This is a genomic window from Stenotrophomonas sp. AG209, from assembly GCF_003550055.1.
In the GTDB taxonomy this organism is placed as follows: domain Bacteria; phylum Pseudomonadota; class Gammaproteobacteria; order Xanthomonadales; family Xanthomonadaceae; genus Stenotrophomonas.
Genome location: NZ_QXDB01000001.1, coordinates 896436 through 911018, shown reverse-complemented (window position 1 = coordinate 911018; position 14583 = coordinate 896436). Strand labels below are relative to the sequence as shown.

Genomic DNA, 14583 nt, shown 5'->3' with positions numbered 1-14583 from the left:
ATCAATGCCGGGTGTTGGAGTTACGGCCTGAGGCTTTCGTTGTATCGGGCCACATCTGCGGCAACACCATTCATGTGCAGCACCTCATCGCGCTGACCGTGATTAATGGCGCGGCTGCCGTCTTCCAGGATGCGGGTGCTGGTTGGATACATGGGCAGTACGTTGCCCGAGCCGATGACCGGTACCGGCTGCTTGCCGTTGATCTTCATGCCCAGGGCCTTGCCGACTTCTTCGCGCAGGACGTCGGTCGAGCACAGCACATTGGTCGCAACCACGAAGCGCTTGTTGGCGGCGGAATGATGGGAGCCGCCGCAGCCCTCGGCGAAACCGCCGTAGTAAAGGCCGTCCGAGGGCCTGGTCACGTAGTTGAAGTCGGGCTGTTGTGCCAGCCATTCCGGAATGGCATGGGTAGAAATTCCTGCGGGGACCCTGTAATTCATTGCGGCTGCTTCACGCAGGCGAAACGTTGCGCCGGAGTGCTGCAGCGCCACGTTGGTCTTCCTGAGGCTCTCGCGCATCAATACGAGGATGTCCTCATCCGGCCGGCCTGGGCCTGGAGGGCCCACCAGAGTGACGTCGATGGTGGCGGTTTCGCGGACCCAGTCGAACCGGCCGTTGACCCTCGTCAAGCGGAAAGATGCCCGCTCGCGGCGCTTGAGAGTATCGACCCTGTTGCCGGTGACCGTGATGCTTGCATTGGGGTGGGTGTTTACCACTTCGATACGCGCGTGCTCCGTCATCCGGCCTGAGTTCGTGGGGAAGCTCACGTTCCTGCCGTTGCTGGTAATCGAGGTAAACATCGTCTGGGCCTTGTCGAGGCGACCATTTGGCAGCGCGTCAGCGTCGAAGTGCTGGACTGGATAGCGCAGCGGATGCCATTGCCCGCTGCCCACGCCGCCGTCGTCGAGATAGATCAGTTCCATCGACTGGCCAGGCTCGATCACCCAGTAGGCGTTGGCGTGATCGAAGAGGTTTGGTGCGGCCAGCGCTATGGCGCGATCGAGCGCCGGATGCACGGAGACGGTGCGACGATCCCGATCGCTGGCCACGTCAGGGAGACGCAATGACCTGTACGAATCTTCCGGTGTAATCTCAACTACCGTTCGGGGCGCGTCGGGCTTGTCCATATGCCTGGCGATGCTGACCGGAACAAGGGTCGCGTAATCAAGCTTCCATTTGCGATGGTTCGGATCGAACACGAAGTGATGCACATCACCCGTCCCCAGCTTCATCTGCGCATCGGGGAACAGCGTGTTGTTGCCCATGATCCGGGTAGGCCACGTCGCATGGTTGGTGACAGTAATCGTGTCATAGGGAAGATTGGGCTGGCTGGGCAACCCGATCTCGCCGGCCCACTGGCCGTCGTACAGCGAGACTTTGGTGATGAATTTGCGGCCCATGGTGGGCACCCACCAGCGCTCGGTATTGTGAGGGATCAACTCCCGTACGTCGCCGATGACTTCCCATCCCTGTTCGCGCTTGTCCAGGTCCACCCATTTCGAGGCAGGGATGATCATGCGGTTGGCATCCGGCGGCAGATGCGAGAACTTTCCGATGAGTTCGAAGTTCTGGTCTTTGCCAGCGGAGTTGGAGATCAAGAAGGACATTTCCCCTGGCTGGGACTGATGTGAAGGCAGTCGTGCCCGCTCCATCCAGTCCATGGCGCTTACTGTGAAATCCACATGGGTGTATGTGTCAGGTAGTTGCTCCTGGTGGTTGATCCTGCTGGGTGTCAGGTGGGCGCTACCGGACTGCGCGAGGCTGTTGCCTGCTGGCAGCAACGCCGCCAGGGCGATTGCGAGGTGGTGGATTCTCATGGGCTCTCTCTTGGATAGGCGGCCGATCAGCGACGTGCCCTGCGGGCCTGCGCCAACGCTGGGTGTGCCAGGCGAACCTGATCGGCACATCAATGGTCATGAGAGTGGTATGAGAAGCCTATCGGACGATATCGAGATGTCGTTGCTGTCGCCGGGGAGGGCTGGATCCTGCCGCACCGCTGAAACCCTCATTGAATCGAATGAGGTGCCCGATCCAGCCTGCGGTTGCGCTGCCCGGGGGGCGAGGTATGCTTTGCCCAGCCCTTCCGGATCTGCCGCGCTGATGAGCGACACCCCCCGCATCGCTTTCCTGGCCAGCACCACCGAGCCCGCGCAGATGGCCCGCGCGGCGATGGTCTCGCGCTATGGCGACCACGCGCCGGAACAGGCCGACGTGCTGTGCCCACTGGGCGGCGATGGCTTCATGCTGCAGACCCTGCACCGGCATGGGCACCTGGGCAAGCCGGTATTCGGCATGAAACTGGGCACGGTCGGCTTCCTGATGAACCAGTACCGTGGCGACGACGACGTGCAGGCCCGCATTGCCCGTGCCGAACCGGCCAACCTGCGCCCGCTGGAAATGGTGGCGCTGACCGAGTCGGGCACCAGTACCGGTTCGCTGGCCTACAACGATGTGTCGCTGCTGCGCCAGACCCGGCAGGCCGCGCATATCGGCATCGACCTCAACGGCCAGGAACGCGTGGCGGAGCTGATCGGCGACGGCGTGCTGGTGGCCACCCCGGCCGGCAGCACCGCCTACAACTATTCCGCGCACGGTCCGGTGTTGCCGCTGGGTTCGCATACCATCGCGCTGACGCCCTTGGCCCCGTACCGGCCGCGTCGTTGGCGCGGGGCGATCCTCAAGGCCGACACCGAGGTGCGCTTCCGCGTGCTCGATCCCTACAAGCGGCCGGTCAGCGTCACGGCGGATTCGCACGAGACCCGCGACGTGGTCGAGGTGACCATCCGCGAGTCGAAGGACCGCCGCGTGACCCTGCTGTTCGACCCGGAGCACAACCTGGAAGACCGGATCCTGAGCGAACAGTTCGTTTTTTGAGGACAATGGGCGGCCGGCCCCGCCGACCGCTTGAAGGACCCCCACCGATGGGCGACAACTCCCCCCGTTTGCTGACCGTCGCGGTGACCTCGCGCGCCCTGTTCGACCTCGAGGAAAGCCATGCGCTGTTCGAGAGTGATGGCGTGGCGGCCTATGCCGAATTCCAGCGCCAGCACGAGGACGACATCCTCGGCCCCGGCGTGGCCTTCCCGGTGGTGCGCAAGCTGCTGGCGCTGAACCAGGGCGCCAGCCCGGAGAACCCGCGCGTCGAGGTGATCCTGCTGTCGCGCAACTCGGCCGATACCGGCCTGCGCATCTTCAACTCGATCCAGCACTACGGCCTGGGCATCATCCGTGCGACGTTCACCGCCGGCGAGCCGACCTGGCCGTACGTGAAGCCGTTCGGCACCGACCTGTTCCTGTCGGCCAACCCGGAATCGGTGCGCAGCGCGCTGCGCCATGGCATTGCGGCGGCGACCATCCTGCCCAAGCCGCCTGGCGAGACCGCCGCTGCGGCGGCCGACCAGATCGATACCGGTCGCCCGGCCGGCCAGCTGCGCATCGCCTTCGACGGTGACGCCGTGATCTTCGGTGACGAGAGCGAGCGCATTTCGCGCGAGCAGGGCGTGGAAGCCTTTGGTCGCCACGAGCGCGAACGCGCCCGCGAGCCGCTCAGCGGCGGTCCGTTCCGGGGTTTCCTGTCGGCGCTGCATACATTGCAGGAAGTGTTCCCGGCCGGCGAGAGTGCGCCGATCCGCACCGCACTGGTCACCGCGCGATCGGCACCGGCGCATGAGCGGGTGATCCGCACCCTGCGCGAGTGGGGCGTGCGCCTGGACGAGGCGCTGTTCCTCGGCGGCCGCCACAAGGGACCGTTCCTGCAGGCGTTCGGCGCCGACATCTTCTTCGATGATTCGCAGCACAACATCGACAGTGCCCGCGAGCATGTGGCTGCCGGCCACGTACCACATGGTGTCGCAAACGAGAGCTGAGGCTACGACGGGTGGGTGCCAACCGTTGGTTGGCACTGCCATGCATCCGTGCCCACCAAGGTGGGCACCTACGAGAGCGCCGCTCCCGTCACGGGCTGCCGGACATCCCCAGCTGCAGGTCCACCACCTTCCAGCGCAGGCCCTGCGGTTCCAGCACCACCTTCAGCGGCGGCTGGCCGGGGCCGCGATCGACATCGATCACGAAGCGGTCCATTGCCTCGAAATGGTGCTCGGCATGCTTCAGCGGCCGCGCCGGTTCGGTCGCACCGAAGGCATCGCCGCCCTGCAGCTCATTGCGGCCACGCTTCCACAGCACGTGGCCCTGCAAAATCGCGCCGATCCCGGTCGGGGTCACCATGGTCTCCACCGCGGCACCGCCAAGCTGGTCGCCCAGCCCATAGAGCAGGGCGCCGAACGGGCTGGCTGCCACGTCGGGGCCGGCCTGGCGCACCAGGTAGTCATTGAGTTGCGCACGCAGGCTGCTGCGCACGCGCGGGAAATCGACGTAGCGCTCCAGGCGAGCGGTGTCGCGCTGCTCGATGGCCTTGGACAGGCCATTGACGGTCATGTAGGGGCCGCCGAACCACCAGGCCGCGACGGCCAGGACCAGCAGCACAATGAGTGCGGTGAGTTTCTTCATGCCGACCAGACTGCCGCAATGGCGGCAGTGCCGGGTGAAGACTCAATGACTGGGCGAACCACGGCCGTCACCGAAGGCATCGACCAGCTGTTGCCGTTCGGCCGGGGTCAGTGCTTCCAGCCGCGTCGCCAGCACCTCGTCGAGGCTGCGGGTACGGGTGGTGCCGAGGATGCCGCTGGCCACGCCGGGATGGCCCAGCGCATAGGCGAAGGCGGTCTGGGCCGGGCGTTGGCTGCGGATCGTGCCCATGGCGCGCCGCATCTGGCGGGCGCTGCGCATCAGCTGGCGGCTGCTGGGTTTCAGCCAGGCGCGCGCCAGGTACCAGCCATCGGCCAGCCGTGGCAGGCGAGGACGCGGGGGCAACAGGTGGCCTTGCGCCAGCACGGTGCCGGCCAGCACGCCAATACCCACTGCCTGCAGCTGGTCGATCAGCGGTTCGCGGTCCTGCTGCAGGGCGTTGTAGTCCAGCAGCACCACATCGAACGCGTCGGGCTGGGCGATCATCCAGCGCAGGGTCGATGCCGAGTGGGTGTTGATGCCGGTGTGCCGGATCAACCCACGCTCGCGCAGGCGCTGCAGCGCGGCCAGCAGGTCGTCGTTGATGTCGTGTTCGCTGGCGCCATGCAACTGGTAGATATCCAGATGATCCAGGCCGAGGTTGCGCAGCGACGCCTCGCAGCTGGCGGTGATGGCCGCGGGCGAGAAGTCGCGCTGCTCGGCGCCGCTGATGCCGGCCTGGCCGGTGAGCGTGCCGCCTTTGCTGGAGATCACCAGCGCGTCGCGCGGGTACTGCTTCAGCAACGGGCGCAGGATGCGGCCCAGGCGCGGCTCGGCATGGAAGCCGGAATAGTTGTGGCCAGTATCGAGCAGGTTCACGCCATGGGCGAGCGCATGCTCGACCACGGCGGCCGCCTCATGCTCCGGGAAACGGCGATGACCCCAGAAGCCGGAGCAGCCCAGGCCGATCGGTGAAACGGCCAGGCCGGTGCGGCCGAGCACGCGCCGCTGGCGGGCCAGCGGAAGATGCTGAGACATCAGAACTCCAGGTCCAGCGCGGCGCACAGGTAGTCCACGAACGGGCCGAGCGCCGCCAGGTCCTTGCCCAGCGTGGAAAGCAGGCGCGGCCCGGTCATGGTGGCATCGTCCAGCGAGCGCCACATCACCCAGTTGCGGTGCTTGAGGTCGTCGATGAACTCGAAGTCGGCCGGGAAGCCACGCGGGGGCCGCACCAGCTTCTCGCTCTCCTCGAAATCGAAGCGCTTGCGCAGGGCCGGCGCATGCGCGGCGGCCTTCCAGCTGCCCGGGTTGTCGAGGATGAAGTGGCGCACGCGACGCTGGGTTTCAGGCTCCGGATGCCACAGGCCGGCACCGACGAAGCTCTCGCCGGGCTGCAGGTGCACGTAGAACGAAGGCGCGGCCACTTCGCGGCGGCGCTCATGGAACAGGCGCGCGCCCTGCCAGGTCTTGTACGGTGACTTGTCGTTGGAGAAGCGCGCGTCGCGATGGATGCGGAACAGCGAGCCGCCCACGCCGCGGGTATCGGCGCGGAAATGGTCGCTGACCTCGGCCAGGGCCGGCTGCAGGTCGCCCAGCAGGCGCAGGAACGGCTGCCGTACGTGGTCTTCATACTGCTGGCGGTGGTCGTTGAACCAGGCCTTGTCGTTATGCCGCGCCAGGCTGCGCAGGAACTTGAAACTGGCGTCCGAGAAGTAGGTGCTCACAGCGTCTCCTGCAGGTGCTGGCCCCAGTCGCGCAGCGATTGCAGCAGGGCCTGGCGCCGCGCGTCGTCGGGCGCTTCGGCGGCCAGTGCATCGAGCTGCTGCTGGTATTGGGGCAGGTTGAGTTCGCCCAGCCCGCCGTCGCCGAGCAGGCGCTGGCGGCGGTAATCCTGCCAGCGCTGGCGTTCCGCCGGCGCGAGGCTGTCGGGGTGGTTGCGTGCGCGGTAGCGGAACAGCAGCTCCGGCAGGCGCGGGTCGCGGAAGCGGCCTTCCAGCGCAGCCAGCTGCTCCGGCGCGGTGGTGCGTGCCAGCGCAAGCAACGGCTTGTCGCCGTTGCCGAGGAAGCCGTCGTACAGCGAGGCATCGACGTCGGCCACGGTGGCGGCGCGGGGCTGGTTGTAGACCTGCCGGGCCTTCTCGGCCAGCTGTGGGGCGAACGCGCGCAGCCGTTCCACCTTGGCTTCGATCGCGGCCACGTCCAGGCCGAGACGAGCGTGGTCATCGGCGCGCAGGTGGTTCCAGGCGATCAGCGCCGGCACCTTGTTCAGATGTACTTCCTTCAGCGGCACCCGCGCCACGCCTTCGGGCAGCTCGCTGGCGCGCATGTACAGGCGCTGCGCGATCACCTCGGCCGGCAGTTCCAGCAGGTCGTCAATCTCGCCTTCCAGGTCGAACACGATCACCCGGTTGTTGATGGTCGGGTGCACGGCCAGCGGCAGCACCGGGGCCGCACACAGGCGGCTGGCCGGGTAGCGCATGGAAATGTGCAGCACCGGCTTCATCGCGGCCACGTCCAGCAGGCTGCCGACGAAGCGTTTGTCACGCAGCTTCAGCGCGTAGTCCCACAGGCGTGGCTGCGACTGCTTGAACAGGCGTGCCATGCCGATGGTGGCGCGTACGTCGGACAGCGCTTCGTGCGCATCGCCCTCGCGCACGTTGTTGGCCTCGGCCAGGTGCTCGAGCTTGAACGATGTGGCGCCATCCTCGCGCAGCGGCCACTGGATGCCGTCCGGGCGCATCGCGCGCATCAGCCGCAGCATGTCCAGCAGGTCCCAGCGCGAATTGCCGTTGCGCCACTCGCGCTCGTACGGGTCGTGGAAGTTGCGGAACAGGCCGTAGCGGACGAATTCATCGTCGAAGCGCAGCGTGTTGTAGCCCAGCGCGCAGGTGCCGGGGCGCGACAGCTGCTCGTTGATGCGGTCGAAGGCCTCGGCCTCGCTGATGCCCTCGGCCAAGGCCTGCTGCGGGGTGATGCCGGTGACCAGGGTGGCCATCGGCGAGGGCAGCAGGTCATCGGCCGGGCGCACGAAGAAGCTGACCGGGGTGTCGATTTCGTTGAGGTCAGCGTCGGTACGGATCGCGGCGTACTGCGAGATGCGCGTGCGCCGCGGGTCCTGGCCGAAGGTTTCCAGGTCGTAGAACAGGAAGCTGTCGGCCATCAGTGCGCGCCCTCCAGGACCGGCAGCTGCGCGTGGATCTGCGCTTCCAGTGCGGCCCAGTCGATGTTGTCCAGTGAATCGTGACCGGCGGTGGCGGCCACCAGCATGTCGCGCTGCAGCTCGGTGCGGCGCAGCGCCTCGGCGTAGGGCGTGTGCAGGAAGGTGACCATCGTGTAGTGCGGTACGAAACGGGTCGGCCAGCGCCGCTGCAGTTCCTGCTCCAGTTCGCGCTGCAGCAGGAACGCAGGATCGGCGACGCGGTCGCGCATCTCCAGGTAGTTCTCCAGCGCCATCTGCTGGATGGCACGTGCATTCGGCTTGCGCTCGGCTTCGAACGCGGCGAACGCGCCTTCCAGGTCATCGGCCTCCATCAGGTGGCGGGCCAGCGCAACGCAGTCCTCGAACGCGCAGTTCATGCCCTGGCCGTGGAACGGCACCATCGCATGCGCGGCATCGCCGATCAGCACGGCGCGGCCGTGCTGGTGCCAGCGCTCCAGGGTGAGCGTGCCGAGCAGGCCCGGCGGGTGCTGTTCCCAGTCCGCGCGCAGGTTCGGGATCAACGGCAGGGTGTCGGCGAACTCGCGTGCGAACAGCGCCTCGGCCTGCGCGCCGGTGTTGACCGTGGCGAAGCTGGGATCGCCCAGGTTGGGCAGGAACAGGGTGACGGTGAAGGTGCCTTCGTGGTTGGGCAGGGCGATGCACATGTAATGGCCGCGTGGCCAGATGTGCAGCGCATTGCGCTCGATGCGGAAGCTGCCGTCGGCGGCCGGCGGGATCTCCAGCTCCTTGTAGGAGTGGTCGAGGAAGGCGATGTCCTCGCCCAGCGGCGCACGGCGGTTCATCGCCGCGCGCAGTGCCGAACCGGCGCCGTCGGCACCGATCAGGGTGTCGAAGCGGATGTCGTGCGGGCTGTCGTCGCGGTCATCGATGAAACGCGCGTGGCCGGCATCGAAATCAACGGTGTGCAGGCGGCGATGGAAGTGCACGGTGGCGCCGGCCTGTTCGGCCAGTTCCAGCAGCGTGGTGTTCAGATCGCTGCGGTGGATCGACCAGATCACTTCGCTGTCATCACGGCCATAGCGCTGCAGCTGCGGTTCGCCGTCGCGCGGGTGCACCATGCGGCCGCGCATCATCACCGCGCGTGCCATCACTTCATCCTCCACACCCGCCTGGCGCAGCGCATTGCGCCCGCGCTCGGCCAACGCCAGGTTGATCGAGCGGCCACTCTCGTAGTCGGCCACGCGCGGATCACCGCGGCGTTCGTACAGGGTGATGCGCCAGCCTTGCCGTGACAGCAGGATGGCCAGCAGGGACCCGGCCAGGCCGGCACCGATAATGCTCAACGAGCGGGAAGCATGTGCGATCAACGAACTGTCCAGCAGTAGGGGAGGGACCGGCTTAAAGGCCAGCCCAGGCTTCCACTTCCTCGACGAAGTGGTGCACGTCCAGGTAGCGGTTGTAGAGCGGGGTGGGCGAGATGCGGATCACGTCGGGCTCGCGCCAGTCACCGAGCACGCCGATGCCGCGCAGGTGCTCGAACAGTGCGCGGCCACGCTCGCGGCCACCGATCACGCGCAGCGACAACTGGCAGCCGCGGCGCTGGGGGTCGGCCGGGGTGATGATGTCCAGCACCTGCGGCAGGCGCGCGCGCACCAGCGCCTCGAGCATGCCGGTCAATGCCAGCGATTTGCTGCGCAGCGCTTCCATGCCGGCGCGCTCGAACAGGTCCAGCGAGGCACGCAGCGGTGCCAGGCCGAGAATCGGTGGATTGCTCAGCTGCCAACCCTCGGCGCCGATCGCGGGCGTGAACTGCGGCGCCATCTGGAAGCGGGTGGCTTCCTCATGGCCCCACCAGCCGGCGAAGCGCGGCAGGGTGGTGTCGCGGTGGTGGCGCTCGTGCACGAAGGCGCCTGCGACTGCCCCCGGGCCGCTGTTGAGGTACTTGTAATGGCACCACACGGCGAAATCGGGGGCTACGTCATGCAGGCGCAGCGGCAGGTTGCCGACCGAGTGCGCCAGGTCGAAGCCGATGCGTGCGCCCTGCAGGCGTGCGGCGCGGGTGATCGCATCGAGGTCGAAGGCCTGGCCGGTGCGGTACTGCACGCCGGGCCACAGCACCAGCGCCAGGCGCGGGCCGTGTTCGGTGATGGCGCGCTCGATGGCGTTCAGCGAGATCGTGCCGTTGGCTTCGTCCGGCTGCACTTCCACCAGACATTCGGCCGGGTCGAAGCCATGGAAGCGGATCTGAGCTTCCACGGCGTGGCGATCGGTCGGGAACGCGCCGGCTTCCATCAGGATCACCGGGCGCTGGGCGGTCGGCCGGTAGAAGCTGACCATCATCAGGTGCAGGTTCACGCTCAGCGTGTTCATCGCCACCACTTCGCTGGGCAGCGCACCGACCACGCGGGCCAGCTGCGCGCTCACCAGGCGGTGGTAGGACAGCCACTGCGTCGGGCCGGTGAAGTGGCCTTCCACCGCCAGTTCGCCCCACTGCTTCATCACTTCCTGCACCGCCGCCTGCGCGCCGCGCGGCTGCAGGCCCAGCGAGTTGCCGACGAAGTAGGTCTGCTCGCCGCCACCGTGGCGCGGAATCAGGAATTCATTGCGCAGCGGGCGCAGCGGATCGGCGGCGTCCAGGGCGATGGCGTGGGTGCGGCTGAGCAGGTCGGACATGGTCGGGCAACAGGCTGCAACGGGACCGCCAGTGTAGCGCCTGGGGCATGGCCCGGTAGCTGCCAACCCAACGCTAGTGCCGCTTGGCCCGGTAGTCGCCAACCTTGGTTGGCGCACGTACAAGCAAGCGCCCACCAAGGTGGGCAACTACCAGAGCGGGAGCGAGCAAGCGCCCACCAGGGTGGACATCTACCGTTCGATGGCTCAGCCCGCCGCTGGCACCGGCAGCGGATCCACGTGCCCGCACTGGCTGCAGGTGCGCAGCTCCAGGCTGGCGTGGTAGCGCGCGAATACCTTGGGCAGGTCGGTTTCGATGTTCTGCAGCGGGAAATACTCTTCGTGCAGCTTGTGGTTGCAGCGCTCGCAATGCCAGATCACGCCATCCATCTCGTGCGGCAGGCGCTTGCGCTCGACCACCAGGCCGATGCCACCGGGCGGGCGCCGCGGCGAGTGCGGCACTTTCGCCGGCAGCAGGAAGATCTCGCCGGCACGGATCGGAATATCACGCACCGCGCCGTTTTCCTGCACCTTCAGGACCATCTCGCCTTCGAGCTGGTAGAACCACTCCGGACCTTCGTCGTAGTGGTAGTCGGTGCGCGAATTCGGCCCGCCGACCACCATCACGATGAAATCACCGTTGTCGATCATCTTGTTGCCCACCGGCGGCTTCAGCAGGTGGCGGTTCTCTTCGATCCAGGCGTGCAGGTTGATCGGCGAAGCGAGCATGGTGGTCATCCGTAAGGGATCAGTCGCGCTTGCCCTTGCGCGGGACGTAGGACAGGGCCTTTTCATAGGCCGGCTGCAGCTCTTCCTGCGAACCGACGTCGATGCCCATCTCGCGCACGCGTCCGTCCTTCAGGCTGTAGACCCAGCCGTGCACCATCAGCTTCTGGCCGCGGGCCCAGGCGTCCTGCACGATGGTCGAGCGGCACAGGTTGGCGACCTGCTCGATCACGTTCAGTTCGCACAGGCGTGCGTGCTTGAGCTCATCAGTCTCGATCGCATCGAGGATGCCGGTGTGCTTCTGCATCACGTCACCGACGTGGCGCAGCCAGTTGTCGGCCAGGCCGACGCGGGTGTTGTGCAGGCAGGCATGCACGCCGCCGCAGCCATAATGGCCAACGATCAGGATGTGCTTCACCTTCAACTGGTCCACCGCGTACTGCACCACGCTCAGGCAGTTCAGGTCGGTGTGGGCGACCACGTTGGCGACGTTGCGGTGCACGAACACTTCGCCCGGGGCCATGCCGATGATCTGGTTGGCCGGCACGCGCGAATCGGAACAGCCGATCCACAGGTACTCGGGGTGCTGCTGCTTGGCCAGCTGGTGGAAGAACTCGGGGTCTTCCTTCTCGATCCGGTCGGCCCAGTCGCGGTTGTTCTGCAGCAGCTTGTGGATGTCTTTCATGTACGGGTCCCTGGCGTCGGGTGGGGGCTCGCCGCAGCCGTCCGGCTGCGTCGTCGCGGGAATCTGGGGCGTTCAGTCGCTGCGGGCGGCCTGTTCGCGGTGCCAGCGCATCCACTGCGCCAACTCGGTGGAAGCGGGGGTGCCCAGCTGTTCCAGTTCGGCGATCACCGCGCGCTGGTTCGCATCGGGATGGTTCTGGCTCAGTTTGAGCTTCAGCTGCACGTGTTCGACCTGGAAGCGGAAACCGACGATGGCGCGCAGCTCCGGGCCATGTTCGGCACGCGTGGCATCGAACTGCCAGGCCTGGCCGACACTCGCTTCGAAGTGGTCGCTGATCGCACCAACCAGCTCGGCCAGCGCATCGGTTTCGTCGAAGGTCTGCAGCTGGCCACGCAGCTCGGCAGCAGCGTAGTTCCAGGTCGGCACCCGCGCGGCGGGCTCCTTGTCCGGGTACCAGCTGGCCGAGACGTAACCGCGTGGGCCGTCGACCAGTACCTTGGCCGCGCCGCCCTGGCGCGACTGCGGGTTGGCGCGGGCCCAGTGCCCGCGCAGCTCGATACGCTCGCCATCACGCCGGTACAGCACCGGCATCCGGGTCAGCTCCGGCAGGCCATCATTGCCGGCGGTGAGCACGGTGACGAATGGATCGCGCGCCAGCAGGCGGTCCAGCCAGAGCAGGTCGGTCTCGGCGAAGGCGCGCGGGGTGAACATGCGAGGGTCAGGCGCGCCCGCCCAGCGACTGGATCATGCGACCACGCAGGCCCTCGTCGCTGTCGGCCTGCGGCGGCTGCACTTCGTGCAGGCTGAAGCCGCGCACCAGCGCGTCTTCCTCGTCCAGGCCGTCGTACTCGACGAATTCGGCGTCGAACAGCTGCGAACGCGCGGTGTCTTCGCTGTCATAGCTCAGCGTGTTGCCATCGCTGTCGAGCACCTCGGCGGTGCCGGCCGGGCGCACGCGCAGGCGCGCCCAGATCAGGGTGTTGCCGAGGCTGGCCAGCCACCAGCTGTCGCGCGAGGCGGAGATGTCATTCATGGAGGTATTACCAGAGCGAGGCCAGCCAGAGCAGGGCGGCCATGCCCAGTCCGGTCAGCAGGGTCAGCAGCGATACCCAGGCCGGCGTCGCCAGCCCGGACAGCGAACGGTCCGGCTGTTGGCGATAGTCGCGGCGCAACAGCCAGGCCAGGGCATCGGGCTTGAGGAAGGCGCCGCTGCCGAAGCGCTCGGCGAGCGCCGGATGGCGGTCGCGTACGTGCACCAGGGTCAGCGGCCAGAAGATCACGAAGGCACTGAACCCGGCCACTGCAACGCCGACGAAACAGAGGGCGAAGAACAGGGTCATGGGAGCGGTACCTCCGTGGTCGTGTGGGGCTTAGAAGTCCGCGCTGCCCGGGGCGCGCGGGTAGGGGATCGCATCGCGGATGTTGGACAGCCCGCAGACGTACACCACCAGGCGTTCGAAGCCCAGGCCGAAGCCGGCGTGCGGCACCGAACCATAACGGCGGAAATCGCGGTACCAACTGTAGTGCTCACGGTCCAGGCCGAACTGGGCCATGCGCGCGTCCAGCACGTCCAGACGCTCTTCGCGCTGGCTGCCGCCGATGATCTCGCCGATGCCCGGGGCCAGCACGTCCATCGCGGCGACGGTCCTGCCGTCGTCGTTCAGGCGCATGTAGAAGGCCTTGATGTGTTCCGGATAGTTGGTCACCACCACCGGGCGGCCGACGTGCTCCTCGGTCAGCCAGCGCTCGTGCTCGGTCTGCAGGTCCAGGCCCCATTCGACCGGGAAGTCGAACTTCTTGCCGGACTTCTGCAGCAGGCTGACCGCATCGGTGTAGTCGATGCGCTCGAACGGCGCGTTGATGAAGTCTTCCAGCTTGGTGATCGCGTTCTTGTCCACGCGCTCGGCGATGAAGGCCAGGTCGTCGCCGCGCTCGTTCAACACCGCGCGGAACAGGTACTTCAGGAACTCTTCGGCCAGGCGTGCGTCTTCGGCCAGGTCGGCGAAGGCGATTTCCGGCTCGATCATCCAGAACTCCGCCAGGTGGCGGGTGGTGTGGCTGTTCTCGGCGCGGAAGGTCGGGCCGAAAGTGTAGACCTTGCTCAGCGCCAGGCAGTACGCCTCGACGTTCAGCTGACCGGACACGGTCAGGAACGTTTCCTTGCCGAAGAAGTCGCGGCTGAAATCGATCGCGCCCTTCTCGTCGCGCGGCAGGTTCACCATGTCCAGGGTGGACACACGGAACATCTGGCCGGCGCCTTCGGCGTCGGAGGTGGTGATGATCGGGGTGCTGATCCAGTTGAAGCCGTTCTCGTGGAAGAAGCGGTGCACGGCCTGGGCCAGGCAGTTGCGGATGCGGGTGACCGCGCCGAACAGGTTGGTGCGCGGGCGCAGGTGCGCCACTTCGCGCAGGAACTCCGGCGACATCGGCTTGGGCTGGATCGGGTAGGTGAGCGGGTCTTCGACCCAGCCGACCACCTCCAGCGCGCTGGCCTGGATCTCGAACGACTGGCCCTTGCCCTGCGACTTCACCAGCGTGCCGGTGGCGATGACCGAGCAGCCGCTGGTCAGGCGCTTGATCTCATCGAAGTTGGCCAGGCTGTCGCCGGCCACGACCTGGATCGGGGCGAAGCAGGAGCCGTCGCTCACATTCACGAAGGCCAGATTCGCTGAACCGCGCACCGTGCGCACCCATCCGCGTACCGTGACTTCGCCGCCTTCCGGGATCTTCCCGGCAAGCGCATGTTCAACGCTGACCACCGTCATGACTTGAATCCTCTGCTGATCGACTCGATCTGTGAACACGGGAGTTTACCGGTTGCAGCGTTCTGCTTGCGAGG

The 14583-nt window shown here is 66.8% G+C and carries 15 protein-coding genes; 2 read left to right on the top strand and 13 right to left on the bottom strand.

Annotated elements, in window-relative coordinates:
* Positions 1-20 precede the first annotated feature (20 nt).
* On the bottom strand, positions 21-1817 hold the full coding sequence (locus DFO63_RS04265; protein WP_119006498.1) for a hypothetical protein: 1797 nt from the start codon (positions 1815-1817) through the stop codon (positions 21-23).
* A 283-nt stretch (positions 1818-2100) separates the two neighbouring features.
* On the opposite strand from DFO63_RS04265, the gene DFO63_RS04260 reads away from it, so the two are divergent.
* Together DFO63_RS04260 and DFO63_RS04255 are read left to right on the top strand one after the other, a co-directional pair.
* Entirely contained in the window at positions 2101-2874 is a 774-nt protein-coding gene (locus DFO63_RS04260; RefSeq protein ID WP_006376667.1) for an NAD kinase, read from the top strand.
* A 47-nt stretch (positions 2875-2921) separates the two neighbouring features.
* A complete protein-coding gene (locus tag DFO63_RS04255; protein WP_119006497.1) occupies positions 2922-3866 on the top strand; it encodes a 5'-nucleotidase in 945 nt (314 codons plus the stop codon).
* An 88-nt stretch (positions 3867-3954) separates the two neighbouring features.
* On the opposite strand, the gene DFO63_RS04250 is transcribed toward DFO63_RS04255, so the two are convergent.
* The 12 genes from DFO63_RS04250 to asnS form a co-directional block, all read right to left on the bottom strand.
* A complete protein-coding gene (locus DFO63_RS04250) occupies positions 3955-4506 on the bottom strand; it encodes a DUF2939 domain-containing protein (RefSeq protein WP_119006496.1) in 552 nt (183 codons plus the stop codon).
* A 42-nt stretch (positions 4507-4548) separates the two neighbouring features.
* Positions 4549-5541 (bottom strand): aldo/keto reductase, encoded by a 993-nt coding sequence (locus DFO63_RS04245; RefSeq protein ID WP_119006495.1) that lies wholly within the window; start codon positions 5539-5541, stop codon positions 4549-4551.
* Positions 5541-6227 (bottom strand): DUF2461 domain-containing protein, encoded by a 687-nt coding sequence (locus tag DFO63_RS04240; protein ID WP_032127674.1) that lies wholly within the window; start codon positions 6225-6227, stop codon positions 5541-5543. The genes DFO63_RS04245 and DFO63_RS04240 overlap by 1 nt, the downstream gene beginning before the upstream one ends.
* Positions 6224-7663, bottom strand: coding sequence for an exodeoxyribonuclease I (gene sbcB, locus DFO63_RS04235; protein ID WP_014037744.1), 1440 nt, complete (start codon positions 7661-7663; stop codon positions 6224-6226). The genes DFO63_RS04240 and sbcB overlap by 4 nt, the downstream gene beginning before the upstream one ends.
* Entirely contained in the window at positions 7663-9030 is a 1368-nt protein-coding gene (locus DFO63_RS04230; RefSeq protein ID WP_119006494.1) for an NAD(P)/FAD-dependent oxidoreductase, read from the bottom strand. The genes sbcB and DFO63_RS04230 overlap by 1 nt, the downstream gene beginning before the upstream one ends.
* 31 nt (positions 9031-9061) lie before the next feature.
* Complete coding sequence (gene kynU, locus DFO63_RS04225) at positions 9062-10336, bottom strand: kynureninase (protein WP_049443201.1); 1275 nt, start codon at positions 10334-10336, stop codon at positions 9062-9064.
* Positions 10337-10540: 204 nt separating this feature from the next.
* Positions 10541-11062, bottom strand: a complete 522-nt coding sequence (locus tag DFO63_RS04220) for a 3-hydroxyanthranilate 3,4-dioxygenase (RefSeq protein ID WP_049443315.1) — start codon at positions 11060-11062, stop codon at positions 10541-10543.
* Positions 11063-11081: 19 nt separating this feature from the next.
* Positions 11082-11744, bottom strand: coding sequence for a carbonate dehydratase (gene can, locus DFO63_RS04215; protein WP_014037740.1), 663 nt, complete (start codon positions 11742-11744; stop codon positions 11082-11084).
* Positions 11745-11816: 72 nt separating this feature from the next.
* Complete coding sequence (locus DFO63_RS04210) at positions 11817-12455, bottom strand: FMN-binding negative transcriptional regulator (RefSeq protein ID WP_101765762.1); 639 nt, start codon at positions 12453-12455, stop codon at positions 11817-11819.
* A gap of 7 nt (positions 12456-12462) precedes the next feature.
* Positions 12463-12777, bottom strand: coding sequence for a hypothetical protein (locus tag DFO63_RS04205; RefSeq protein ID WP_014037738.1), 315 nt, complete (start codon positions 12775-12777; stop codon positions 12463-12465).
* A 7-nt stretch (positions 12778-12784) separates the two neighbouring features.
* A complete protein-coding gene (locus DFO63_RS04200) occupies positions 12785-13084 on the bottom strand; it encodes a hypothetical protein (RefSeq protein ID WP_014037737.1) in 300 nt (99 codons plus the stop codon).
* A gap of 30 nt (positions 13085-13114) precedes the next feature.
* Positions 13115-14509: an asparagine--tRNA ligase gene (gene asnS / locus DFO63_RS04195; RefSeq protein WP_014037736.1), complete on the bottom strand. Its 1395-nt coding sequence runs from the start codon at positions 14507-14509 to the stop codon at positions 13115-13117.
* Positions 14510-14583 lie beyond the last annotated feature (74 nt).

Excerpts from the sequence above, each read along its gene's own strand:
- can (WP_014037740.1), bottom strand. The coding sequence starts at position 11,744 with ATGAAAGACATCCACAAGCTGCTGCAGAACAACCGCGACTGGGCCGAC.
- asnS (WP_014037736.1), bottom strand. The coding sequence starts at position 14,509 with ATGACGGTGGTCAGCGTTGAACATGCGCTTGCCGGGAAGATCCCGGAA.
- DFO63_RS04250 (WP_119006496.1), bottom strand. The coding sequence starts at position 4,506 with ATGAAGAAACTCACCGCACTCATTGTGCTGCTGGTCCTGGCCGTCGCG.
- DFO63_RS04200 (WP_014037737.1), bottom strand. The coding sequence starts at position 13,084 with ATGACCCTGTTCTTCGCCCTCTGTTTCGTCGGCGTTGCAGTGGCCGGG.
- DFO63_RS04220 (WP_049443315.1), bottom strand. The coding sequence starts at position 11,062 with ATGCTCGCTTCGCCGATCAACCTGCACGCCTGGATCGAAGAGAACCGC.
- sbcB (WP_014037744.1), bottom strand. The coding sequence starts at position 7,663 with ATGGCCGACAGCTTCCTGTTCTACGACCTGGAAACCTTCGGCCAGGAC.
- DFO63_RS04260 (WP_006376667.1), top strand. The coding sequence starts at position 2,101 with ATGAGCGACACCCCCCGCATCGCTTTCCTGGCCAGCACCACCGAGCCC.
- DFO63_RS04265 (WP_119006498.1), bottom strand. The coding sequence starts at position 1,817 with ATGAGAATCCACCACCTCGCAATCGCCCTGGCGGCGTTGCTGCCAGCA.
- DFO63_RS04255 (WP_119006497.1), top strand. The coding sequence starts at position 2,922 with ATGGGCGACAACTCCCCCCGTTTGCTGACCGTCGCGGTGACCTCGCGC.
- DFO63_RS04245 (WP_119006495.1), bottom strand. The coding sequence starts at position 5,541 with ATGTCTCAGCATCTTCCGCTGGCCCGCCAGCGGCGCGTGCTCGGCCGC.
- DFO63_RS04205 (WP_014037738.1), bottom strand. The coding sequence starts at position 12,777 with ATGAATGACATCTCCGCCTCGCGCGACAGCTGGTGGCTGGCCAGCCTC.
- kynU (WP_049443201.1), bottom strand. The coding sequence starts at position 10,336 with ATGTCCGACCTGCTCAGCCGCACCCACGCCATCGCCCTGGACGCCGCC.
- DFO63_RS04210 (WP_101765762.1), bottom strand. The coding sequence starts at position 12,455 with ATGTTCACCCCGCGCGCCTTCGCCGAGACCGACCTGCTCTGGCTGGAC.